The 20,934-nt window shown below is 70.0% G+C and carries 22 protein-coding genes and 2 pseudogenes; 17 read left to right on the plus strand and 7 right to left on the minus strand.

The annotated features are described in order from the left end of the window. Window positions 1-11: 11 nt before the first annotated feature. Together infB and rbfA are read left to right on the plus strand one after the other, a co-directional pair. Entirely contained in the window at window positions 12-2,714 is a 2,703-nt protein-coding gene (gene infB / locus J1M46_RS01810; protein WP_206446276.1) for a translation initiation factor IF-2, read from the plus strand. 65 nt (window positions 2,715-2,779) lie between these two features. Continuing rightward, a complete protein-coding gene (gene rbfA, locus J1M46_RS01815) occupies window positions 2,780-3,223 on the plus strand; it encodes a 30S ribosome-binding factor RbfA (RefSeq protein WP_206446277.1) in 444 nt (147 codons plus the stop codon). A 414-nt stretch (window positions 3,224-3,637) separates the two neighbouring features. Here the strand turns inward: rbfA and J1M46_RS01820 are convergent, their stop codons facing one another. From J1M46_RS01820 to J1M46_RS01830, 3 genes are all read right to left on the minus strand, one after another. Next, entirely contained in the window at window positions 3,638-4,111 is a 474-nt protein-coding gene (locus J1M46_RS01820; RefSeq protein ID WP_206446278.1) for a hypothetical protein, read from the minus strand. Window positions 4,112-4,245: 134 nt separating this feature from the next. Continuing rightward, window positions 4,246-5,658 carry an RNB domain-containing ribonuclease gene (locus J1M46_RS01825; RefSeq protein WP_206446279.1) on the minus strand — a complete coding sequence of 471 codons (1,413 nt, stop codon included), beginning with the start codon at window positions 5,656-5,658 and terminating at the stop codon, window positions 4,246-4,248. Between the two features lie 93 nt (window positions 5,659-5,751). After that, window positions 5,752-6,624 carry an A/G-specific adenine glycosylase gene (locus J1M46_RS01830; protein WP_241248977.1) on the minus strand — a complete coding sequence of 291 codons (873 nt, stop codon included), beginning with the start codon at window positions 6,622-6,624 and terminating at the stop codon, window positions 5,752-5,754. A 38-nt stretch (window positions 6,625-6,662) separates the two neighbouring features. Between J1M46_RS01830 and J1M46_RS01835 the strand changes: the two genes are divergently transcribed. Both J1M46_RS01835 and J1M46_RS01840 read left to right on the plus strand, forming a co-directional pair. Beyond that, a complete protein-coding gene (locus J1M46_RS01835) occupies window positions 6,663-7,946 on the plus strand; it encodes a DUF418 domain-containing protein (protein WP_342384222.1) in 1,284 nt (427 codons plus the stop codon). A 76-nt stretch (window positions 7,947-8,022) separates the two neighbouring features. Further along, a complete protein-coding gene (locus tag J1M46_RS01840; RefSeq protein WP_206446280.1) occupies window positions 8,023-8,724 on the plus strand; it encodes a uridine kinase in 702 nt (233 codons plus the stop codon). Here the strand turns inward: J1M46_RS01840 and J1M46_RS01845 are convergent. Further along, window positions 8,721-9,725 carry a ketopantoate reductase family protein gene (locus J1M46_RS01845; protein ID WP_241248978.1) on the minus strand — a complete coding sequence of 335 codons (1,005 nt, stop codon included), beginning with the start codon at window positions 9,723-9,725 and terminating at the stop codon, window positions 8,721-8,723. The two genes, J1M46_RS01840 and J1M46_RS01845, sit on opposite strands and share 4 nt — an antisense overlap. A 33-nt stretch (window positions 9,726-9,758) precedes the next feature. On the opposite strand from J1M46_RS01845, the gene truB reads away from it, so the two are divergent. The 12 genes from truB to J1M46_RS01905 all read left to right on the plus strand — a co-directional run bounded on the left by truB (window position 9,759) and on the right by J1M46_RS01905 (window position 19,089). Beyond that, complete coding sequence (truB, locus tag J1M46_RS01850) at window positions 9,759-10,664, plus strand: tRNA pseudouridine(55) synthase TruB (RefSeq protein WP_206446281.1); 906 nt, start codon at window positions 9,759-9,761, stop codon at window positions 10,662-10,664. Window positions 10,665-10,676: 12 nt separating this feature from the next. Next, window positions 10,677-11,048: a hypothetical protein gene (locus J1M46_RS01855; protein WP_342384223.1), complete on the plus strand. Its 372-nt coding sequence runs from the start codon at window positions 10,677-10,679 to the stop codon at window positions 11,046-11,048. 39 nt (window positions 11,049-11,087) lie between these two features. Beyond that, the gene (locus J1M46_RS01860; RefSeq protein WP_206446282.1) at window positions 11,088-11,363 is read left to right on the plus strand and encodes a hypothetical protein; all 276 of its coding nucleotides are present in this window, start codon (window positions 11,088-11,090) and stop codon (window positions 11,361-11,363) included. Then, window positions 11,360-11,671 carry a type II toxin-antitoxin system PemK/MazF family toxin gene (locus J1M46_RS01865; protein WP_206446283.1) on the plus strand — a complete coding sequence of 104 codons (312 nt, stop codon included), beginning with the start codon at window positions 11,360-11,362 and terminating at the stop codon, window positions 11,669-11,671. The genes J1M46_RS01860 and J1M46_RS01865 overlap by 4 nt, the downstream gene beginning before the upstream one ends. Window positions 11,672-11,683: 12 nt before the next feature. Next, window positions 11,684-12,097, plus strand: coding sequence for a hypothetical protein (locus J1M46_RS01870; protein ID WP_446698586.1), 414 nt, complete (start codon window positions 11,684-11,686; stop codon window positions 12,095-12,097). Beyond that, window positions 12,094-13,062, plus strand: a complete 969-nt coding sequence (locus J1M46_RS01875; protein ID WP_241248979.1) for a bifunctional riboflavin kinase/FAD synthetase — start codon at window positions 12,094-12,096, stop codon at window positions 13,060-13,062. The genes J1M46_RS01870 and J1M46_RS01875 overlap by 4 nt, the downstream gene beginning before the upstream one ends. 69 nt (window positions 13,063-13,131) lie before the next feature. Continuing rightward, window positions 13,132-14,142, plus strand: a complete 1,011-nt coding sequence (gene deoC, locus J1M46_RS01880) for a deoxyribose-phosphate aldolase (RefSeq protein WP_206446285.1) — start codon at window positions 13,132-13,134, stop codon at window positions 14,140-14,142. An 8-nt stretch (window positions 14,143-14,150) separates the two neighbouring features. Then, window positions 14,151-15,590: an aldehyde dehydrogenase family protein gene (locus tag J1M46_RS01885; protein ID WP_206446286.1), complete on the plus strand. Its 1,440-nt coding sequence runs from the start codon at window positions 14,151-14,153 to the stop codon at window positions 15,588-15,590. Further along, window positions 15,590-16,546, plus strand: a complete 957-nt coding sequence (locus J1M46_RS01890; protein WP_206446287.1) for an aldehyde dehydrogenase family protein — start codon at window positions 15,590-15,592, stop codon at window positions 16,544-16,546. The genes J1M46_RS01885 and J1M46_RS01890 overlap by 1 nt, the downstream gene beginning before the upstream one ends. Window positions 16,547-16,559: 13 nt before the next feature. Then, window positions 16,560-17,501 carry a cation diffusion facilitator family transporter gene (locus tag J1M46_RS01895; RefSeq protein ID WP_206446288.1) on the plus strand — a complete coding sequence of 314 codons (942 nt, stop codon included), beginning with the start codon at window positions 16,560-16,562 and terminating at the stop codon, window positions 17,499-17,501. 87 nt (window positions 17,502-17,588) lie between these two features. Further along, window positions 17,589-18,560, plus strand: a complete 972-nt coding sequence (locus tag J1M46_RS01900) for a hypothetical protein (RefSeq protein WP_206446289.1) — start codon at window positions 17,589-17,591, stop codon at window positions 18,558-18,560. A gap of 46 nt (window positions 18,561-18,606) precedes the next feature. Further along, entirely contained in the window at window positions 18,607-19,089 is a 483-nt protein-coding gene (locus J1M46_RS01905) for a hypothetical protein (RefSeq protein ID WP_206446290.1), read from the plus strand. Window positions 19,090-19,191: 102 nt separating this feature from the next. Here J1M46_RS01905 and J1M46_RS01910 read toward each other — a convergent pair whose 3' ends face one another. The 3 genes and pseudogenes from J1M46_RS01910 to J1M46_RS01920 form a co-directional block, all read right to left on the minus strand. Next, a complete protein-coding gene (locus J1M46_RS01910) occupies window positions 19,192-19,509 on the minus strand; it encodes a hypothetical protein (protein WP_206446291.1) in 318 nt (105 codons plus the stop codon). A 25-nt stretch (window positions 19,510-19,534) separates the two neighbouring features. Then, a pseudogene (locus J1M46_RS01915) lies at window positions 19,535-19,741 on the minus strand (IS3 family transposase); the annotation flags it as partial. 6 nt (window positions 19,742-19,747) lie between these two features. Then, window positions 19,748-20,254 (minus strand): annotated as a pseudogene (locus J1M46_RS01920) (transposase); the annotation flags it as partial. Window positions 20,255-20,557: 303 nt separating this feature from the next. Here J1M46_RS01920 and J1M46_RS01925 point away from each other — a divergent pair. After that, window positions 20,558-20,827, plus strand: coding sequence for a hypothetical protein (locus tag J1M46_RS01925; protein WP_206446292.1), 270 nt, complete (start codon window positions 20,558-20,560; stop codon window positions 20,825-20,827). Window positions 20,828-20,934 lie beyond the last annotated feature (107 nt).

The raw sequence follows: 20,934 nt of genomic DNA on the forward strand, positions 1-20,934 counted from the left end.
ACAGGAGAGAAGTGGCAAACCCACGCGTTCACGAGATCGCCGCCGAAGTCGGCGTCGAGAGCAAGGTCGCCATGGCCAAGCTCAAGGAGATGGGCGAGTTCGTCAAGGGGCCCGCCTCAGCGGTCGCGCCCCCCGTCGCTCGCAAGCTCAAGGCCGCCCTCGAGGCGGACGGCGCTGGTGCAGCGCCCGAGAAGAAGGCCGATGCAGCGCCCGCCAAGGCCCCTGAGAAGGCTCCAGCCAAGGCACCCGCCGCGAGCAAGCCTGCCCCGGCTCCCAAGACCGATGCACCGGCCCCGAAGGCTGACGCCCCGGCACCCGCGCCGCAGGCTGCTCCGGCACCCGTTGCCCAGCAGCCTGCGCAGGCCGAGGCGCCGAAGTCCGACGGCGGCGCACCCGCTGGCGACGCCGCATCCGGCCCGACGCCCAACGCCATCCCGCGCCCCATGGCGCGCCCCGGCGCGCCCCGGCCCGGCAACAACCCCTTCGCCTCCAGCCAGGGCATGGGCCGTCCCCGTGGCGGCAACAACCCGTTCACCAGCAAGCAGGGCGGCGACGCTCGTCCGGCAGCGCCGCGCCCCGGTGCGCCGCGCCCGGGCGCACCCCGTCCCGGCTCTCCCCGCCCGGGCGCTCCGCGCACCGGTGCTGCCGGTGGCCGTCCTGGACAGGGCGGTCGTCCCGGTGGCGGTTTCCAGCGTCCCGGTGCCGGCGCTCCCGGTCCCGGCGCTCCCGGTCGCGGCGGTCCCGCCTTCGCGGGCCGCGGCGGCGGTCGTGGGCGCGGCGGCACTGCCGGCGCGTTCGGCAAGGGCGGCGCCAAGGGCAAGTCGCGCAAGTCGAAGCGCACGAAGCGGCTCGAGTTCGAGATGCGGGAGGCCCCGTCGATCGGCGGTGTCAAGGTGCGTCGCGGCGACGGCACCACCGTCGTCCGCATGCGCCGCGGTGCGTCGATCGCCGACTTCGCCGAGAAGATCGACGCGAGCCCCGGCGACCTCGTGACCGTGCTGTTCCACCTGGGTGAGATGGCGACGGCGACCGAGTCGCTCGACGAGGCGACCTTCGAGCTGCTGGGCGCCGAGCTCGGCTACCGCATGCAGATCGTCAGCCCCGAGGACGAGGACAAGGAGCTCCTGGAGGGCTTCGACATCGATCTCGCGCAGGAGCTCGAGGACGAGTCGGAGGAGGACCTGGAGTACCGCTCGCCGGTGGTCACCGTCATGGGTCACGTCGACCATGGAAAGACCCGCCTGCTCGACGCGATCCGCAACGAGAACGTCATCGAGGGCGAGGCCGGCGGCATCACCCAGCACATCGGCGCCTACCAGGTCTGGCAGGAGCACGAGGGCGAGGACCGCTCGGTCACCTTCATCGACACCCCCGGTCACGAGGCGTTCACCGCCATGCGTGCCCGCGGTGCGCAGGTCACCGACATCGCGATCCTGGTGGTCGCGGCCGACGACGGCATCATGCCGCAGACGGTGGAGGCGCTGAACCACGCGCAGGCCGCAGGCGTGCCGATCGTGGTCGCGGTCAACAAGGTCGACAAGGCCGACGCCAACCCGGCCAAGGTGCGCCAGCAGCTCACCGAGTACGGCCTGGTGGCAGAGGAGTACGGCGGCGACACGATGTTCGTCGACGTCTCGGCGCTGGCTCGCACCGGCATCGACGAGCTGCTCGAGGCGGTGCTGCTGACGGCGGACGCCGGCCTCGACCTGCGCGCGAACCCGAACAAGGAGGCGCGCGGCGTCGCCATCGAGGCTCGCCTCGACAAGGGCCGCGGCTCGGTCGCGACCGTGCTCATCCAGTCCGGAACGCTGCGCGTCGGCGACGCCATCGTGGCGGGAACGGCCTACGGCCGCGTCCGCGCGATGGTCGACGACCGCGGCGAGATGGTGCAGGAGGCGTACCCCTCGATGCCGGTGCAGGTGCAGGGCCTCTCGAGCGTTCCCCGTGCAGGTGACACGTTCATCTCGACCGAGGAGGACCGCACGGCGCGTCAGATCGCTGAGAAGCGTGAGGCCGTCGAGCGCAACGCCCAGCTGGCGAAGGCACGCAAGCGCCTGTCGCTCGAGGACTGGAAGACCCAGCTCGAGCAGGGCAAGGTCGAGACGCTCAACCTCATCATCAAGGGTGACGTCTCGGGTGCCGTGGAGGCGCTCGAGGAGTCGCTGCTGAAGATCGAGGTGGACGACACGGTCGACCTGCGGATCATCCACCGCGGTGTCGGTGGCGTCACGGAGTCCGACGTGAACCTCGCGACGGTCGACAGCGCCGTCATCATCGGCTTCAACGTGCGCCCTGACCCGAAGGCTCGTGAGCGCGCCGCCCGTGAGGGTGTCGACGTGCGGTTCTACAACGTCATCTACGCAGCGATCGATGACATCGAGAACTCGCTCAAGGGCATGCTCAAGCCTGAGTACCAGGAGGTCAGGTCGGGTGTGGCGGAGATCCGCGAGGTCTTCCGCTCGTCGAAGTTCGGCAACATCGCGGGCTCGATCGTCCGCTCCGGCACGATCACCCGCAACGCGAAGGCCCGCGTCATCCGCGACGGCATCGTGCTGGCCGATGGCCTGGCCATCGAGTCGCTGCGCCGCTTCAAGGACGACGTCACCGAGGTGAAGACGGACTACGAGTGCGGTATCGGCCTCGGCAAGTTCAACGATCTGCAGATCGGTGACGAGATCGAGACCACCGAGATGGTGGAGAAGCCGCGCGTCTGATCGCGTGACAAGGTATGGGGCGGCCACGGTCGCCCCATACCCGTCTTCAGAGACTGGAGGAAGTCATGAAGGAGAACCCCAGGGCGAGGAAGATCGCCGACCGCATCCGCGAGATCACCGTGCGCGCCCTCGAGCGCGAGGTGAAGGATCCGCGACTCGGCTTCGTGACGATCACGGATGTCCGGGTCACCGGAGACCTGCAGCACGCGTCGATCTTCTACACCGTCTACGGCAGCGACGAGGAGCGTGCCGACACGGCCATCGCCCTCGCGAGCGCCAAGGGCGTGGTGCGGCGCGAGATCGGCAAGGGGCTCTCGCTGCGCCTGACGCCGGCGATCGAGTTCTTCCTCGACGCGCTGCCCGAGAACGCGGCGTCGATCGAGCACCTGCTCGACGAGGCGCGGATGCGCGACAAGGCCGCCCAGGAGGCGGCTGCCGCAGGGAAGTACGCCGGCGACGCCGACCCGTACCGCAAGCCGCACGAGGACGACGAGCGCGACGAGGCCTGAGCCAGCCACGGTCGTCGAGTGGGCGATAGCCCTCAATGCGTCCACAAGCGGTCGGACGGCCGTTGGACGAGCACCGCCGCGGCTGGTAGCGTCAGTTGCACCGGCGCTAGTCAGCCCGCTTCCGGATATCCGGTGGCCCCAACTAGTGCCGGTTACTTCGTTCACCCCAGATCGGGCATGGCTGCAGTTGGGGGATGTGCAGCGAAGCCCCGTCCGGCCGGTGATCCGGTACGCCAATGCATCGCGAGCGTCGATCGGATCTGAGTCCACAGGTAGCTCGCGTGCGCTGGTGCGCTCCCGGATCGCACACATTCGGTGGCCGAGTACGCGACGATATCGGCCAACTGAATCAGTTCGCGATCCCAAGAACTCAGCTCCGTATCGACCTCTCGCCTTCGAAGAGGTGCTCGAGCGTCAACGCCACTCGCTGGTGAAGGTAGGCGTAGGCGACTCCCACCGGATCGAACGCGTCGGAACGTTTGCCATGCTCGCGCTTGTCACGGTGACGCTGAAGGTGATCGGTCGGTACCGCGTGAAGATTAGGCCGAGGTCTCGCAACAATCCGTCGACTTCATCGTGGTTCGTCAGCAACGAGAATCCCAGCGGCCGAGGCAGTCGCTTCCCCGCCGCGACCGATCGTGCGGCGCGCCCGAGATGTCGTCCCTTGATCTCCGTAGCGGACCACCCGGTCAGGTCGTGCGAGCTCTCGAAGCCCAGCCACTTTCGTTTGATCTTGACGAGATCGCGTGCGATTGCGCCACGTGAACTATCTCTGATTCCCACTGCCGACAGCGTGAAGAACTCGCTGACACCGGCCTTCAATCCCGTGCCGCCAGCGTCGCGAGCCAATGAGTTGTCCCCACACTCATCGACGTAGAACAAGAACATGGACTGAGAGTTCCACCTGCCACTGACGCGTTGAAAGTCGAACGCTAGCCGAGGCCACCTCGCGGTGGCTCCGTTGCGCGTTCTCGCGTGCCGCAGTTCCCCGGCACCTCGACCAGTGCCGCAGAAGTCACCTGCTACACCTGGGCGAACCGCAGCAGCCGCTTGCCCAGGTCTGCCTCGGTCAGCCGCACCCTGATGCGCGAGCCGGGCTCCGCATCCGTCTCACACCTGGCCTCCGTGGGCGGGTCGATCAGCTGGATGGTCGCGCCCTCCTTGCGGCTCTCGACCACCACCGCGTCGAACTCGTCGCCGATGCGGCCCTGCAGCACGGCGATCTCGACGGCGTCGATCGACTCGCGCTCGAGGCGGTTCGCCAGCTGGCTCGAGCGCTGCATGATCTCTGGCAGCCCCTCGAGGCCGTCGGCCGCCCACTGGGGGATCTCGCGGCCGTTGGCGATCGCCTCGCAGTGCGCGAGCACGTAGCGGTCGACGAGCCGGCGCAGCGGCGCGGTGGTGTGCGCGTAGGGGGCACCGATCGCGGCCTGCTCGAGCTCAGCCGCCTGCGAGCCGTCGTGCAGCACGTCGTAACCGGCGCCGCGGAAGAGCCGCCTGGCTGCCTGCAGGATCGCGAGCGTGGTCGGCTTCTCGCGGTCGAGCCGCCGCAGGAACGCGCCGTAGTGCTCGCCCTTCGCCCACTCCTCGCCGATCGCCCGCACCTCCTTGCGGAAGCGGTGCACGTCGCCCTCGGGCGGCCGCGGCATCGTGCGCAGGATGCCGCGCTTCGCCCGCAGCTGCAGGTTCGCCGCCTCCATGCCGGTCATGAGCGAGATCTGCGCGTTCCAGCGCTCGACCGGCAGCAGCACGCGCCGCTCGATCACGAAGCTCTCGCCGTCGCGCTCGATCTGCTCCTCCGGCATGTCGAGGCTCGCGCCCTCGCGCGCCTCCTCGAGCGCGATGCGCAGCTCGCCCACCGTCGCCAGCAGCCCGAGCATCGCATCGCCCGATTCGACCCGCTCCTGCGCCTGCTCGTAGGTGAGCTGCTCGCGCGAGCGCACTCGTGCGCGCTCGAGGGTCGTCTCGGTGACGTCACCAGACGCATCCAGCTGCATCGACCACACGTAGGCGCCGCGCTCCTGCCCGGCGAGCAGGCTCGCTGCGCCCTCGCTCACGACCGGCGGGTGCAGCGGCACGCGGCCGTCGGGCGCGTACATCGTCTGGCCGCGCCGCCGCGCCTCGGCGTCGATCGCGCCGCCGGGGGAGACGAAGGCGGGCACGTCGGCGATCGCGTAGCGCACCACGAAGCCCTCGCCGGCGCGCTCGATGTGCAGCGCCTGGTCGAGGTCGGTGGAGCCGGGCGGGTCGATGGTGACGAACGCGACGCCCGTCTGGTCGGCCTCCGGCAGCTGCGGGTCGGCCGCGAAGGCCTCGGCCTCGGCCTGCGCCTGGGGCGGGAACTCGCTCGTCAGCTCGAGCTCTGCCCTGATGGCGGCGAGCGCCGCATCGAGCTCGTCGGTGGTCTCGGTCAGTCGCTGGTGTCGTGCCGGCATGGGCACCAACCTATGCCCCGCTGATTCTCAACGTGTCAGGTGGTGGCTCGCCGCATCCCCTGCGCCGAGCTGTCACCTCACACGTTGAGATCGTCAGTCGGGCAGGCGGGTGCTGGCGCCGGCTCGCACGACCAGTCCGTCGGCGGCGAGCGACGCGAGCGCCCGCTCGAGCTGCTCCGCGTCGTGCCACAGCTGCGCCGCCTCCGCGTCGGTCAGCGGCACGTCGAGGCCCCGCAGCGCCCGCAGCACGGTGCCGCGCGCCTGTCGGTCGCTGCCGGCGAAGGTCGACTGCCGCGGCGCGCGCCTGCCCTCGTACGGCGGGTAGCCGGCCGCGCGCCACGCGCACGCGTCGGCGATGGGGCATGCTTCGCAGGCCGGCTTCCTGGCCGTGCAGACGAGCGCGCCGAGCTCCATCAGCGCGATGGAGATGACGGATGCGTCCCGCGCGTCCGCAGGCAGCAGGGCCTCGGCGTCGGCCAGGTCGCGTCGCCGCGCGGGCCCTGCCTCGCCCTGCCCGTGCACCGCACGGGCGACGACCCGCCGCACGTTCGTGTCGACCACCGGGTGGCGGTCGCCGTAGTGGAAGACGGCGACGGCCCGCGCCGTGTAGTCGCCGACGCCCGGCAGCGCGAGCAGCGCATCCACATCCCTGGGCACCGCGCCGCCGTGCCGCTCGACGATCGCACGTGCGGTGTCCTGCAGCCGCAGCGCTCGCCGCGGGTAGCCGAGCGTGCCCCACTGGCGCAGCACCTCGTGCGTGGGCGCATCGGCGAGGTCGGCCGGCGTCGGCCAGCGGGTGAGCCAGCGGTCGATCTCGACCGCGACGCGCGAGGCCTGGGTCTGCTGCAGCATGATCTCGCTCACGAGGGTGCCCCAGGCGTCGAACTCCGGGCGCCGCCAGGGCAGGTCGCGGGCACTGTCGAGGTACCACTCGGCGAGCTCGTTCATCGGGAGGTCGCCGGGCATCCAGCCAGCGTAGACGGCCGCTCGATAGCGTCGGGCAGGTGACCGTCCCGCACCCTCACCCGCAGATGCCGCAGCCGCACGCACCGAACGACGAGGTCGACCTGGCCGCTGCGGCGACCGCCGCGCGAGGCCGCAGCCTCGCCCCCGATCTCGCGCGCGGTCTGATGCTGCTGCTCATCGCGGTCGCGAACGTGCCGTGGTGGCTCTACGCCGCCGAGCGCGGGCTGACGAACGCGCACGGCATCGGCTACGAGGGCGCCGACCTCGCCTACCAGCTGTTCTCGCTGGTCGCGATCGACGGCCGCGCCTACCCGCTGTTCGCGTTCCTGTTCGGCTACGGCATCTGGCAGATGTACAGCAGACAGGCCGCCGCGGGCACACCGTGGCGCGATGCGAGGCGGCTGCTGCAGCGCCGGCACGCGTGGATGCTCGCGTTCGGCGCCGTGCACGCGCTGCTGCTGTGGTTCGGCGACATCGTCGGAGCCTACGGGCTCGTCGGGCTCATCGTGACGTGGCTGCTGCTGCGCCGCTCGGATCGCACGCTGCGAATCGTCGCGTGGGTGCTCGTCGGGCTGCTGAGCCTGTTCGGGCTCTTCAGCCTCGTGAGCGGACTCGTGCTCAGCAGCGGCGTCGCCGGCGACCCTTCACAGTTCGCAAGCGGCAGCCTCCCGATGCCGCCGGCGGAATCGAACTACCTGCTGTTCATGCTGCAGAGCATCGGCTTGTGGCTCCTGGCGACGCCCGGCCAGGTGCTCGCCCTGACCGTGCCGCTCGCGGTGGTGCTCGGCATCCTGGCGGCGCGCCGCGGTCTGCTCGACCGTCCGGCCGAGCACCGCGCCCTGCTCATCCGCATCGCGATCATCGGCATCGCGATCGGCTGGGCGGGCGGCGCGCTCGCCGCGCTGCAGTTCGCGGGAATGCTGTTCGACCCCGCGATCTCCTGGGGCACGATGGGCATCTCGAGCCTCGCCGGCGTGGCCGGCGGCATCGGCTACGCCGCACTGTTCGGGCTCGTCGCAGCCGCCGTCGGCGAGCGTCGCGGCATCGTCACCGGCGCGATCGCCGCCCTCGGCAAGCGCTCGCTGAGCGGCTACCTCGCGCAGTCGGTGCTCTTCGCGCCCGTGCTCGCGGCATGGGGCTTCGGCCTCGGCGCGCAGCTCACGCCGCTCGCGGCCACCGGCTACGCGGTCGGCGTCTGGCTCGTCACGCTCGTGATCGCCGCGATCCTCGACCGGGCCGGCACGCGCGGGCCCGCCGAGGTGCTGCTGCGCCGCCTCGCCTATGGCAAGCGCCCGGTGGCGCCGCCGACCCCGGTCGCCTGACGCCGGTCGCCTGACGCCGCACGCCGCACGCCGCGCGCACCGAGCCCGTCGACCCGCGGCCGTCTAGGCTGGCCGCATGGTCGACAGCGCACTCCTCATGCGGGCCGCGTCGTGGACGCCCGAGCAGAAGCAGCTCTACACGCAGCTGGCCGAGCTCATGCTGCGCCGCAACCCGAGCGGCCGCCGGCTGGTGGCGGTCGAGGGCCGCGACGGCACCGGCAAGACGCACTTCGCCGATGCACTGCAGGTCGCCTTCGCGCGCGCCGGCGCCGAGGCGTTCCGCGCCAGCGTCGACGACTTCCACCGCCCGCAGGCGTTCCGCTACCGCCAGGGCCGCGACTCGCCCAAGGGCTACTACGAGGATGCCTTCGACACCGAGCTGCTCGACCGGGTGCTGCTGCACCCGTTCCGGATGGGCGGTTCGACCGGGTTCCAGACCGCCGCCTTCGACCTGCACAGGGATGCGTCGGTCGAGATGGAGTGGCGGACGGCCGGTCCGGATGCGGTGCTCATCGTCGACGGCGTCTTCCTGCAGCGCCCGGCGCTCGCTGGCAAGTGGCACGCGGTCGTCTACCTGGAGGCGAGCGACCGGGTCAGAGGCGAGCGGATGCGCGCACGGGATGGCGCGCACCCGGACGTGCAGCACGAGTCGCACCGCCGCTACCGCGAGGCGCACGACCTCTACGAGTCGAACTCCACCCCGCGCCGCAAGGCCACCTTCATCGTCGACAACACCGACTGGCGCAAGCCCTTCCAGTCCTTCGCCGACAGCTGCTAGGCGAGACCCCGCACCACCGACGGCGGCAGGAAGTCGCCCGTGCGCTCCACCTCGTGCACGAGCTCGACGAGCGCCGCGTTGACGGGCGCCTCGCGCCCGAGCCGCACCGCCGCATCCACCACCGCGCCATTGATCGCGTCGACCTCGGTCAGCTGCCCGCGCCGGATCGACTGCTGCGTCGAGCCGAGGTTGGGCACCGCGCCCAGGCGCTCCCTGATGCGCAGCGGCACCTGCTGCGCGATGCGGCGCGGGGCGTAGGCGACGAGCCGCACGAGCAGCGGAGTGAGGCCCTGCAGCGGCTGGAAGGCCACCCCCGCGGCGAACCCCGTGCGGGCGGTCTCGCGCATCGAGGCGAGCATGACGCGTCGCAGCCCCGGGTCGCTGATGACGTCCTGCACCGAGTGCCCGACGATGGCGGGGATGGCGTTCACCATGTTGATGAGCAGCTTCGTCCACTGCGCGCCCTCGATCGAGGGCGTCTCGCTCGTCGGCAGCGCATCGCCCAGCAGCGCCGCGAAGCGCGCCCCCTCGACGCCGCCCACGATCGTGTCGCCGTCAGCCGTCACGGTGACGATGCCGGGCTCGAGCGAGTTCGCCGCCATGAGCGAGATGCCGCCGGCGACGCGCTCGTGCCCGAGCAGCCGTGCGGCCGCGCGCTCGCCGCCCAGCCCGTTCTGCACCACCAGCAGCGGCACCCCCGCGAGCGCCGCCCGGTTCGCCTCCAGCGCCTCGACGGCGCCGGTCGCCTTGACGGCCAGGATCGCCGCATCCGGCGCCTCCGTGAGCACCTCGAGCGCCGCCACCGGCGCCGTGTGCGCGCCGAAGCCGCCCTTGATGCGCAGCCCCTCGGCGCGGATCGCCGCCAGGTTCTCGCCCCGCGCCGTGACCGTCACGTGGTGACCGACCGCATCCAACCGAGCCGCGATCACGCCCCCGATCGCGCCCGCGCCGATCACCGCGATGCGCTGCCGCGCGGGTGCTGTCGAGTCGTCCATCGCCATGCCGGCCAGGCTATCCGCCGGTAGGCTCGCAGGGTGCCAGCAGCCCCTTCCAGCCCCGACGGCATCCTGCTCGTCGACAAGCCGCAGGGCATCACGAGCCACACCGCCGTCAGCCGCGCCCGCCGTGCGCTCGGCACCCGCAAGGTCGGCCACGCCGGCACGCTCGACCCGATGGCGACGGGCCTGCTCATCCTCGGCGTCGGCCCCTCCACGCGCCTGCTGACGCACATGGTCGGCCTCGACAAGACCTACACGGCGACCATCGCGCTGGGCTCCGCCACCACCACCGACGACGCCGAGGGCGAGGTGACCACGACGGCGGATGCGTCGCACCTGTCGGGCGACGACCTCACGGCGCCGATCGGGGCACTGACGGGCGAGATCGAGCAAGTGCCCTCCTCCGTCAGCGCCATCAAGGTCGACGGCGAGCGCGCCTACAGCCGGGTGCGGGCGGGGGAGCAGCTGGCGCTGGCCGCCCGGCCCGTCACCGTCTCCCGCTTCGACGTGCTCGCCTTCCGGCCCGCCGTATCCGCCGACCTGCCCGCAGAGGTCGACGTGCTGGTCGACTGCTCGAGCGGCACCTACATCCGTGCGCTCGCGCGTGATCTGGGGGAGGCGCTCGGCGTCGGCGGGCACCTGAGCGCGCTGCGCCGCACGCGCGTGGGGCCGTTCGAGGTCGACGGCGCACCGATCGCCGACGCGCTGCCCGAGACGGGCGCGGCCCGGCTGCTCGTGCCGCCTGCTCAGGCCGCCGCGCGCATCCTGCCTGTCGCGCAGCTCGACGACGAGCGGGCCGCGAACCTCATGCACGGCCGCAAGACGCCCGCGCTCGAGGGCGAGAGCGGCATCGTTGCCGCCGTGCACGGCGAGCGGCTGATCGGCATCGCCCGCGTCTCGGGCAACCGGCTGCTGCCGGTGACGAACTTCCCGACCGTCTGAACTGGAGGACGCGTGATCGACTGGCTCATGCTCGCGCAGGCGATCGGCTTGGCCGTGATCGGCTTCGCCGTGGTGATCGTCGGGCTGCTGCGCAAGCCCTTCAACGACTGGATCCTGGGCGCGGCGGCGCTCACCCTGCTGACGCTGATCGTGCAGGTCGTCGCCTCGATCATCGCGCCCTTCATGGGCGCGGGGCCCACGGGCGACCTGTTCGAGTACTGGGTCTACCTGATCTCGGCGCTGCTCATCCCGCCGGCGGCCGTCATGTGGGCGCTGATCGACAAGAAGAGCGAGTGGCAGACCCTCATCGTCGGCATCGCCATCCTGGCGGTCGCGGTGATGGCCTACCGGATGCACCAGATCTGGTTCGTGCAGGGCGGCTGACGCTTGTACTCCTTGCCCGGTGATGCAAGAATCTGATGCATGACGACGACGCACAAGCGGTTGAGTGTCCCCTTGACGCCTCAGGACCAGGCGGACCTCGAACTGCTGAGGACGTCCCCGGATGCCGCGAAGCATGCGGGCATCGATGATGTGAGCGTCTCCGATGCGAGCCTCGTGCATGCACTGCTGCGCCAGCGCCTCGACTTCGTGACGGAGCACGTGCTCAGCATCGGGTACGAGCAGCTCGCGCAGGACGCAGAGTTGCAGGAGCACTTCGCAGCGATCCGGGGGCGCCGACGCGGAGGCTCGGATTGAGCACGCCGCTGCGCGGGCAGGTGTACATGGCTGATCTGGGCTACGGCGCGAAGCCCTTCGTCATCGTCTCCAGCAATGACCGCAACGCCCGCCTGGGCTCCTGCCTCGCTGCCCGCATCACCACGACGCCGAAACCGACGATGCCGTCGATCGTCGTGCTCAGCCACGGCGAGCCTGTTGTGGGTTCCGTCCTCGGAGACATCATCGTCGAACTCCTTCCGGCAGAGCTCGGCCGACTCCGTGGTGCATTGAGCCCGTTCGCGATGCGCCAAGTCGGGGATGCGCTCCGGGTCGCGCTGGCTCTCTGAGGGCCCCATAGAATCGATCGAGTGAGCGAGCGCAGGCATGCAGGCATCGGCCGGGTCCTCATCGCGGTCTACGCGGTGCTGGCGATCGGCGCGACCGGTCGCTCCTTCGTGCAGATCGTGCAGCGCTTCGACGAGGCGCCGCTCGCGTACACGCTGAGCGCGGTCGCCGCGGTCGTCTACATCGTCGCCACCGTCGCGCTCGCGATGCAGCGCAGCGAGACCGCCAGGAAGGTCGCGCTCGCCGCCGTCTGCTTCGAGCTCGCCGGCGTGCTCGTGGTCGGCACGCTCTCGCTCGTCGCCCCCGAGCTGTTCGGCCACCCCTCGGTGTGGAGCTACTTCGGCATCGGCTACCTGTTCATCCCTGCGGTGCTGCCGTTCCTGGGCCTGTGGTGGCTGCGCGTCAGCCGGGAGCGGGTGGCCGCATGAGCGCCGCCGCCCAGGCCGCATCCGAGCCCGACCCGATGGCCTGGATCGACGAGCTCGAGGCCGTGCCCAGCGCCGTCACGATCGGCAAGTTCGACGGCGTCCACATCGGCCACCGGCGCATCCTCGAGCAGCTCCGCGCCTTGGCCGAGCCCGAGGGCCTCGCGACCACGGTCGTCACCTTCGACCGCAACCCGCTCGAGGTGGTGCGCCCCGACATCGCACCCCTGCCGCTCACCTCGCTCGACGACAAGATCGCGCTGCTGCGCGCCGCCGGTGCCGACCGCGTGATCGTCATCCCGTTCACGAGGGCCACCGCAGCGCAGCCCCCGCAGGAGTTCGCCGAGCGCGTGCTCTTCGACGGACTCGGGGCGCGGATGCTGCTGGTCGGCGACGACTTCCGGTTCGGCTTCAAGGGTGCGGGCACGCCCGCGCTGCTGCGCGAGCTCGGCGAGCCGCGCGGCGTGCGCGTCGAGTCGATCGACGACATCTGCTTCACCGACGGCCGCCGGGTCTCCTCCACCTGGATCCGCGAGGCGCTCGAGCTCGGCCGCATCGACGAGGCCAACGAGATGCTCGGCCGCCGCCACCGGCTGCGCGGCGACGTCGTGCGCGGCTTCCAGCGCGGCAAGGCCCTCGGCTTCCCGACCGCCAACCTGGGTACGCCCGTCGACGGCTACATCCCCGCCGACGGCGTCTACGCCGCGATCGCCCACGTCGACGCCGGCACCTTCGCCGCCGCCGTCTCGATCGGCGACAACCCCACCTTCGACGGCGTGCAGGCCAAGACCGTCGAGGCCTACCTGCTCGATGTCGACCTCGACCTCTACCACCGGCCGATCACGCTCGAGCTGGTCGACTTCGTGCGCCCCATGCACCGCTTCGAGGGACTCGACCAGCTGATCGCGCAGATGCACCGCGACGTCGAGCACACGCGCGAGGCCGTGGCGCCGCTCCTCGCTGGGTAGACTTCCCTGCACGCAAGCCGCGAACCACCTGGCGGAGATCCGCACCGCAGCTTCAGCAGAAGGAACAGCGTGACCACACCCAGTCAAGCGCTCGCCCCGGCAGAGCGCGCCGTCCAGCTGCTCGGCGGCGACCTCTCAGAGGTCGCGCTCCGGCAGCACCTCGAGGGGCTCCCGACCGTCGACGCCGTGGGCCTCGAGGCCCGCGCCGCGTCCTTCGGCACCCGCTCCATCAAGACCACCTCGAAGGCGGCGGCGCTCGACACCGTCATCCGCATGATCGACCTGACGACGCTGCAGGGCTCCGACACCCGCGGCAAGGTGCGCTCACTGGTGGCGAAGGCACTCGTGCCCGACGCATCCGACCCGTCCACGCCCCGCCCGGCGGCCGTCTGCGTCTACGGCGACATGGTCGGCAATGCGGTGGAGGCGCTCGGCTCTGCCTGGAGCGCCGGCAAGGATGACGGCATCAACGTCGCGGCTGTCGCGACCGCCTTCCCCTCCGGCCGGGCGAGCATCGGCGTGAAGCTGCAGGACACGCGCGACGCGGTCGCCGCCGGCGCGGACGAGATCGACATGGTCATCGACCGCGGCGCCTTCCTCGAGGGCAACTACGGCAAGGTCTTCGACGAGATCGTGCAGACGAAAGACGCCTGCCGCCGCGACGATGGCACCTACGCCCATCTGAAGGTCATCCTCGAGACCGGCGAGCTCGTCACCTACGACAACGTGCGCCGCGCCTCCTGGCTGTCGATCCTCGCGGGCGGCGACTTCATCAAGACCTCCACCGGCAAGGTGCAGCCGGCGGCGACGCTGCCGGTGACGGCGCTCATGCTGCAGGTCGTGCGCGACTGGGAGCGGCTGACGGGCGAGCGCATCGGCGTGAAGCCCGCCGGCGGCATCTCCACCTCGAAGGACGCCATCAAGTACCTGGTCGCGGTCGCCGAGACCTGCGGCGAGGCGTGGCTCGACCCGCACCTGTTCCGCTTCGGCGCCTCGAGCCTGCTCAACGACGTGCTGCTGCAGCGCCAGAAGCTCACCACCGGCCGCTACTCCGGCCCCGACTACGTGACGATCGACTGAGGCACGCGATGACATTCCTCGACTACGCACCGGCTCCCGAGTCGACCTCCATCCTGGGTCTGCGCGACGAGTACGGCCTGTTCATCGGCGGCGAGTGGCGCCCGGGCGGCGGCACGAGCTTCGCCTCCGTCTCGCCCTCCACCGAGCGGCAGATCGCCATGTTCGCCGCCGCCGACGAAGGCGACGTGGATGCGGCGGTCGCCGCCGCGCGCAAGGCCTACCGCAACGTCTGGGGCCCCATGTCGGGCCGCGACCGCGGCAAGTACCTCTTCCGCATCGCTCGCATCCTGCAGGAGCGGGCGCGCGAGCTCGCGGTCGCCGAGTCGCTCGACAACGGCAAGCCCATCAAGGAGACCCGCGACGCCGACGTGCCGCTGGTCGCCCAGTGGTTCTTCCACTGCGCCGGCTGGGCCGACAAGCTCGACTGGGTCGGGCTCGGTGCCAACCCGCAAGCGCACGGCGTCGCCGCGCAGATCATCCCCTGGAACTTCCCGCTGCTGATGCTGTCGTGGAAGATCGCCCCGGCGCTGGCCGCCGGCAACACCGTGGTGCTCAAGCCCGCCGAGACCACGCCGCTGACGGCGATGCTGTTCGCCGACATCTGCCAGCAGGCGGGCCTGCCCGCAGGGGTCGTCAACCTCATCACCGGCGCCGGCGAGACCGGGTCGGCGCTCGTGCGCCACCCCGATGTCGACAAGGTCGCCTTCACCGGCTCCACCGCGGTGGGCCGCGAGATCGCCAAGGCGCTCGCCGGGACGAGCAAGAAGCTCACCCTCGAGCTCGGCGGCAAGGGCGCCAACATCGTCTTCGACGACGCCCCGCTCGACCAGGCCATCGAGGGCATCGTCAACGGCATCTTCTTCAACCAGGGCCAGGTCTGCTGCGCCGGCAGTCGCCTGCTGGTGCAGGAGAACATCCATGACGCGGTGATGGATCGTCTCAAGGAGCGCATGGCCACCCTGCGGCTGGGCGACCCGCTCGACAAGAACACCGACGTGGGGGCGATCAACTCCACCGCGCAGCTCGAGCGCATCACGCGGCTCGTCGACGCCGGCATCGCCGAGGGCGGCGAGGCCTGGAGCGCCCCCTGCGAGCTGCCCAAGGAGGGCTACTGGTTCGCGCCGACGGTCGTCACGGGCGTCGAGGCCTCCTCGACGATCGCGCGCGAGGAGATCTTCGGTCCGGTGCTGTCGGTGCTCACCTTCCGCACGCCCGACGAGGCGATCGCGAAGGCCAACAACACCCCCTACGGCCTCTCGGCCGGCATCTGGAGCGACAAGGGCTCCCGCGTGCTGGCCGTCGCCGACAAGCTGCGCGCGGGCGTCGTCTGGACGAACACGTTCAACAAGTTCGACCCCGCGAGCCCCTTCGGCGGCTACAAGGAGTCGGGCTACGGCCGCGAGGGCGGCCGGCAGGGCATGCAGGCGTACCTGAAGGGCGGCAAGTGATGGCCACCAGCAAGACCTCCAAGACGGCCACCGCGACCAAGGCGGCGGCAACCGAGGCGACCACGGCGCGCCCGGCCGGCTCCCGCGCGGCCGCACGCGCCGCATCCGCTCGCCTTGATGTGCCGAAGACCTACAAGCTCTTCATCGGCGGCGCCTTCCCGCGCAGCGAGTCGGGCCGTGTCACCGAGGTGACGGATGCCCGTGGGCGCTTCGTCGCGAACGTCGCGAAGGCGTCGCGCAAGGATGCCCGCGAGGCCGTGCGCGCCGCCCGCAAGGCGCAGCCCGGCTGGGCGGGAGCGACCGCCTACAACCGCGGCCAGGTGCTCTACCGGGTCGCCGAGGTGCTCGAGGGCCGCAAGGCGCAGTTCGTCGACGAGCTGGTGCAGACCTCGGGCCTCACCGCCGCGCGCGCGGCGAAGCAGGTCGAGGCCGCCATCGATCTGTGGGTGTGGCACGCCGGCTGGACCGACAAGATCGCCGCGATCGGCGGCAACGCCAACGCCGTCGCGGGGCCGTACTTCAACATCTCGGTGCCCGAGCCCACCGGCGTCGTGGCGATCATCGCGCCGCAGAGCGAGGGGCTGCTGGGCCTCACCTCGGTGGTCGCGCCCGCGCTCGTGATGGGCAATAGCGTCGTCGTGGTGCCCGGATCCGCGCCGCTCTCGGCGATCTCGCTCGCCGAGGTGCTCGCCACCAGCGATATGCCGGGCGGCGTCGTCAACGTGCTCACGGGCGACGCGGCAGAGCTCGCGCCCTGGCTCGCGAGCCACGCCGACGTCAACGCGCTCGACCTCACCGGGGCGGGTTCGCTCGACTGGATCTCGCTCGAGCAGTCCGCCGCCGACACGCTGAAGCGCGTCATCCGCCCGGAGCCGGGCATCGCGCCCGAGACGCCGCAGCGCATCCTCGCCCTGACGGAGACGAAGACCATCTGGCACACGAAGTCGCGCCTGTAGCGCCCCGATAGCGATGTCGGGGGGTCACGCGCACGCGCACGGGATCGCGGCAGGTTCGGGCGGGGTGGATGCGTCGGGTACGACGCGCATCGCCGTCGCGTTCGGCATCACCGCGGTGCTGCTGCTCGCGCAGATCGTCGGCTCGATCGTCACCGGCTCGCTCGCGCTGCTGGTCGACACCGTGCACATGCTGACGGATGTCGCCGGGCTCGGCGTCGCGCTCGGCGCGCAGCGGCTGCTGCGGCGGCCGCCGCAGGGCCGCCGCACCTGGGGCCTCGTGCGGGTCGAGGTGCTCGCGGCGGCCGCGCAGGCCGCGGCCCTGCTGATCGTCGCGCTCGTGGTGGTGATCGAGGGCGTGCGCCGGCTCGGGGAGCCGACCGACGTGCCCGGGCCGCTGCTGCTGGTCTTCGGCGTCGTCGGCCTCGCCGGCAACCTGGTCTCGCTCGCGGTGCTCGCCGGCGGCCGGGGATCGAGCCTGAACCTGCGCGCGGCGTTCCTCGAGGTGCTGAACGACGCCATCGGATCGGTCGCGGTGATCGCGGCGGCGGTGGCGATCTGGGTATGGGGCTTCCAGCAGGCCGACCTGATCGCGAGCGCGCTGGTGGCGGCGCTGATCGTGCCGCGCTCGATCGTGCTGCTGCGCGACACCGGCCGCATCCTGCTGGAGTCGGCGCCCGAGCAGCTCGACCTCGACGACGTGCGCGCCCACTTGATGGAGATCGAGCATGTCGTCTCGGTGCACGACCTGCACGTCTCGACGCTCGGCACCGGCATGCACCAGCTGACCGCGCACGTCGTGGTGGCGGAGGGCTGCTTCGGCGACGGCCACACGCCGCGCATCCTCGACGCGCTGCAGGAATGCGCGGCCGAGCACTTCCCGCTCAAGCTCGAGCACGCCACCTTCCAGCTCGAGCCCCCTGGCCACGCCGCCCACGAGCCCCACCTGCACGCCTGACCGATCGCGGTGTCGGGTGTGCTCGATCCGTTGCCACGGCGCGTCAAAGTAACATAGTCTCTGCAGAACGTCACCAAAGGAGATGTCGTGCAACCTCGGCGCAAATCCATCATCGCAGGCGCGGCGGTCGGAGCGCTCGCAGTTTGCGGTATGGCACTACCATCTTCCGACGAGCAGGTTATAGATCTGAGCAGCCCCGACCAGGTCGCTGATGCAGTAGCGGCGAGCCCAGGAATGCGGCTGTCCAGCGAGCTCGATGCGGCTGGGTCGCTGGCGAACTCTGATGCTGATGAAGTCACAGTCGACCTCGACGGGGTGTCCGTGGCGTTTGGTTTCCCTTTGTCGGACCAAACGCCATTCGAAAGTGCGGACCGAACCCTGGTCTTTACTTCAGAAGACGCGAACTACGCGTCGGTTCTTGCGATTCAGGACACCGCTGTGCAGGTCACGACGGTCATCGCTTCCGAGGATTCCCCCACCGAGTACCTGTACGAGTTCAGCGGCGACATCGCGGCTCTCGAACTGAACGACCTAGGCGAGGTCTTGACTCTCAATTCGGAAGGTAGGACGATCGGCGCCGTTGAAGCACCGTGGGCGTTCGATGCAACTGGCCGAACCGTGCCGACCCGGTATGTCGTCGATGGCTTAAGCCTCGTTCAGGTGGTGGACCATGCCTCCGGCGACTTTACGTATCCGCTCATCGCAGATCCGACCTGGTCTGGAAAGGTCTTGCTAAAGGCGTTCATCTCGGACTATCTCGCTAGCAATCCAGGAAGAAAGTTGTCGGCATGGCTGTCTGCCTACGGCCGGGCGATGTATTCGGGCGGCGACATCACTCAGTTCAGCAATGAGGGCTGGAGTCTTCTGGTCGGCAGCTTCGGTGCTTATATGCCCGCTGGAGCAGTGCGGGACAGTATGAAGCAGCAATGGAAATGCCACGTCCTAGGCGGTCACCTGGAGTATGGGACTTGGGATCTCGAGACTGCTAGGCCCAGCAACCCCAACTGGATGTCCCGAATAGGTACCGTTTGGCCCGTATCAGCGGTTTGCAATTGGTAGCGAGATCATGCGCAAATCGATTCTCGTCACAGGATCTACGTCGATCGTGGTCGGCACGCTGGGTGCGTTTGTGGCCGCGCCCATGGCTGTTGACCGCGAACTGAGTGTCGCGTATGTGGAGTTAGCGGCGGGTCCCAACTTGGTTCCAGCGATCGTGTTGGGTATCTGCTGGTCCCTCACGAGCATCGCGCTTACGGTCGGTATGGCCTGGATGCTGGATCATTTCAAGGCCCCATGGGGCAAGATTCGTCGACGTGTTGTGCTGGTTGCTGGCGCAATGTTGCTTGTCGGGGTCATCTTTACTGGTTCGCTGTTCGCTTCGGGCACGATGAGCAGCGCAATCGCTGATACTCGGGGGATAACGAGTGCTGCGGAGCTTCCGGCTTTCGTCATCGTGTGGGTCGGCGTTGCGGCAACGATTGGGGGCCTCCTCGGTCTGGTTCTGGCTGCGTTGCCCATACCGACGAAGAACGATCGTGCAAGGTTGGCAGCCGCGAACGTCGAGCACGAGCCGCACGTGCATGCTTGAGGCTCGCGCCGGCGTTTGGCATGGTGTTGATCTGAGTTTCCGCAAGTCGGGCGCTAGGGAGAAGCCCGCACTCGCACGCCCTGTCGCAGACGAAGTAGGGGCTCAGCAGGCGGTCGTCAGCAGCTGCGCGTACCAGTGGCAGCCGGCGAGCCAGGTGTCGATGCGGATGCGCTCGTCTCGTGCGTGCAGCGTGAGCCGCTCCGCAGCGCTCATCTCGAACGGCGCGAAGCGGTAGACGCGGTCGGTGATGCGGTGCGCGTGCCGGCCGTCGGTGCAGCCGAGCATGACGTAGGGCACGGTCAGCACGTCGGGGCGCAGTCGCGCGATCGCCGCAGTGATGTCGTCCCACCCCGCGCCGATCGAGGGGCTCTCGAGGCTCGGCCCGTGCCCGTGCAGCACGGTCAGCTTGGGCTGTGTCAAGTTTCGTAGACGATCTCTATGCGGATCAGGCCGCGGTCGCGGCCTGAATGTCGTAGTCGGCGCGCGCCTCGGCGGGGGTGCGGTAGCCGAGGCTCGAGTGGAGCCGCTGCCGGTTGTAGAACACCTCGATGTACTGCATCACGTGGAAGCGTGCGCGGCGCCTCGTGGCGAACCGCTGCCGGTAGTACATCTCGTTCTTCAGCATCGAGAACCACGACTCGGCCACGGCATTGACGGCTCATCGCATTTGAGGGTGTAGTAGCGGTCTGAAGCCGCCGGCTTCGAGCAGGGATCGGGCGACGTAGTTGGCGAGGTTGCGGAAGCCGAGCGCGGAGCCGCGGAGGTGCTCGAGGCGGCCGTTGATCGCCTCCGTCGGTCCGTTGCTGGTGCCTGGTCGGTCGAAGTAGGCGAGCACGTCGGCGGCGCGCTGCTTCAGTGTCCGCCCGAGCGTGATGACCTCCTCGAGCGCGTCGGGGACGCCGCTGCTGACCGAGTCGATCAGCGCCCGCAGGAGCGCTCGGCCGTGCGCCCGGTCAGGATCTCGGGAGGCCGTGATCATGCGTCGATAGATGTCCCAGGTCACCTCGACCCCGACGTCCTCGTCGGCGTCGAACAGCGTCTCGAGTCATCGTTGCTGCCGTTCGGTGAGTAGGCCGGCGCCGGTGGGCAGGGTGTGGCGGGCGGCGTAGAGCGGGTTGCCCTTGCGGCCGTGGATGGTCTGCTGGATCCGGCGTCGGCAGCGGTCTGTGTGTGATCGACTGTTTACAGGCCGGTTGAGCAGGGTTTTCCGGCCGAGGTAGTGGCCGGTTTCCTGCCGTTTGAGCGCGAGAATCCGGCCACGACGGCGTCACGTTGTGAGGCGGTGTCCCGATGGGTGTCGGCTGAGCGTGCGTGACGTGTTCATCATTCACATCGGCGACGGTGTCCGTGCTTCCCCGGTTCGGCTGGGGTCACGGGCCCGTCACCGTCGATAGGTTCCGGTCGGCGCTTCCAGAATTTGGCAAAGCGGGGCGCCGGGAAGGAACCGGTAGAGGAGATGACGGTACCCATGACCGTTGTAGAAAATATCAGGCGGCTTGATGCCGAGGGCGTGCCGGGGCGAGAGATCGCGCGGCGCCTCGGGGTGAGCCGGGACTCGGTGGCCAAGTACACGCAGACGGTGGACTTCTCCCCGGTCGTGCCGGTGGCGGCGGCCCGGCCGGGCTCGGTCGTGTTGGCCGGGCTGGAGTCGGTGATCCAGGAGTGGCTTGCCGACGACGCGCGGCGCCCTCGCAAGCAGCGGCATACCGCGCGCCGGGCCTGGATCGTGCCAAGTTAGTGCCCCATGGCCGACCTGAGTTTGGTGAGGATCTCGGCGGCTTCGCCGGTGGCAGGGGTCTGGGCGGTGATCCGGTGTCCGTCGACGCTGATCACGATGTCGCGCAG

This window comes from Agrococcus sp. KRD186, assembly GCF_017168255.1.
Classification (GTDB): domain Bacteria; phylum Actinomycetota; class Actinomycetes; order Actinomycetales; family Microbacteriaceae; genus Agrococcus.

What these genes read in the sequence shown, in the direction of transcription:
- J1M46_RS01820 (WP_206446278.1), bottom strand. Translation starts at nt 4,111, where the DNA reads ATGTTCTTGTTCTACGTCGATGAGTGTGGGGACAACTCATTGGCTCGC.
- J1M46_RS01895 (WP_206446288.1), top strand. Translation starts at nt 16,560, where the DNA reads ATGTCGGGGGGTCACGCGCACGCGCACGGGATCGCGGCAGGTTCGGGC.
- J1M46_RS01875 (WP_241248979.1), top strand. Translation starts at nt 12,094, where the DNA reads ATGAGCGCCGCCGCCCAGGCCGCATCCGAGCCCGACCCGATGGCCTGG.
- J1M46_RS01890 (WP_206446287.1), top strand. Translation starts at nt 15,590, where the DNA reads ATGGCCACCAGCAAGACCTCCAAGACGGCCACCGCGACCAAGGCGGCG.
- rbfA (WP_206446277.1), top strand. Translation starts at nt 2,780, where the DNA reads ATGAAGGAGAACCCCAGGGCGAGGAAGATCGCCGACCGCATCCGCGAG.
- J1M46_RS01825 (WP_206446279.1), bottom strand. Translation starts at nt 5,658, where the DNA reads ATGCCGGCACGACACCAGCGACTGACCGAGACCACCGACGAGCTCGAT.
- J1M46_RS01860 (WP_206446282.1), top strand. Translation starts at nt 11,088, where the DNA reads ATGACGACGACGCACAAGCGGTTGAGTGTCCCCTTGACGCCTCAGGAC.
- J1M46_RS01830 (WP_241248977.1), bottom strand. Translation starts at nt 6,624, where the DNA reads ATGCCCGGCGACCTCCCGATGAACGAGCTCGCCGAGTGGTACCTCGAC.
- J1M46_RS01845 (WP_241248978.1), bottom strand. Translation starts at nt 9,725, where the DNA reads ATGGCGATGGACGACTCGACAGCACCCGCGCGGCAGCGCATCGCGGTG.
- J1M46_RS01925 (WP_206446292.1), top strand. Translation starts at nt 20,558, where the DNA reads ATGACCGTTGTAGAAAATATCAGGCGGCTTGATGCCGAGGGCGTGCCG.
- J1M46_RS01885 (WP_206446286.1), top strand. Translation starts at nt 14,151, where the DNA reads ATGACATTCCTCGACTACGCACCGGCTCCCGAGTCGACCTCCATCCTG.
- J1M46_RS01840 (WP_206446280.1), top strand. Translation starts at nt 8,023, where the DNA reads ATGGTCGACAGCGCACTCCTCATGCGGGCCGCGTCGTGGACGCCCGAG.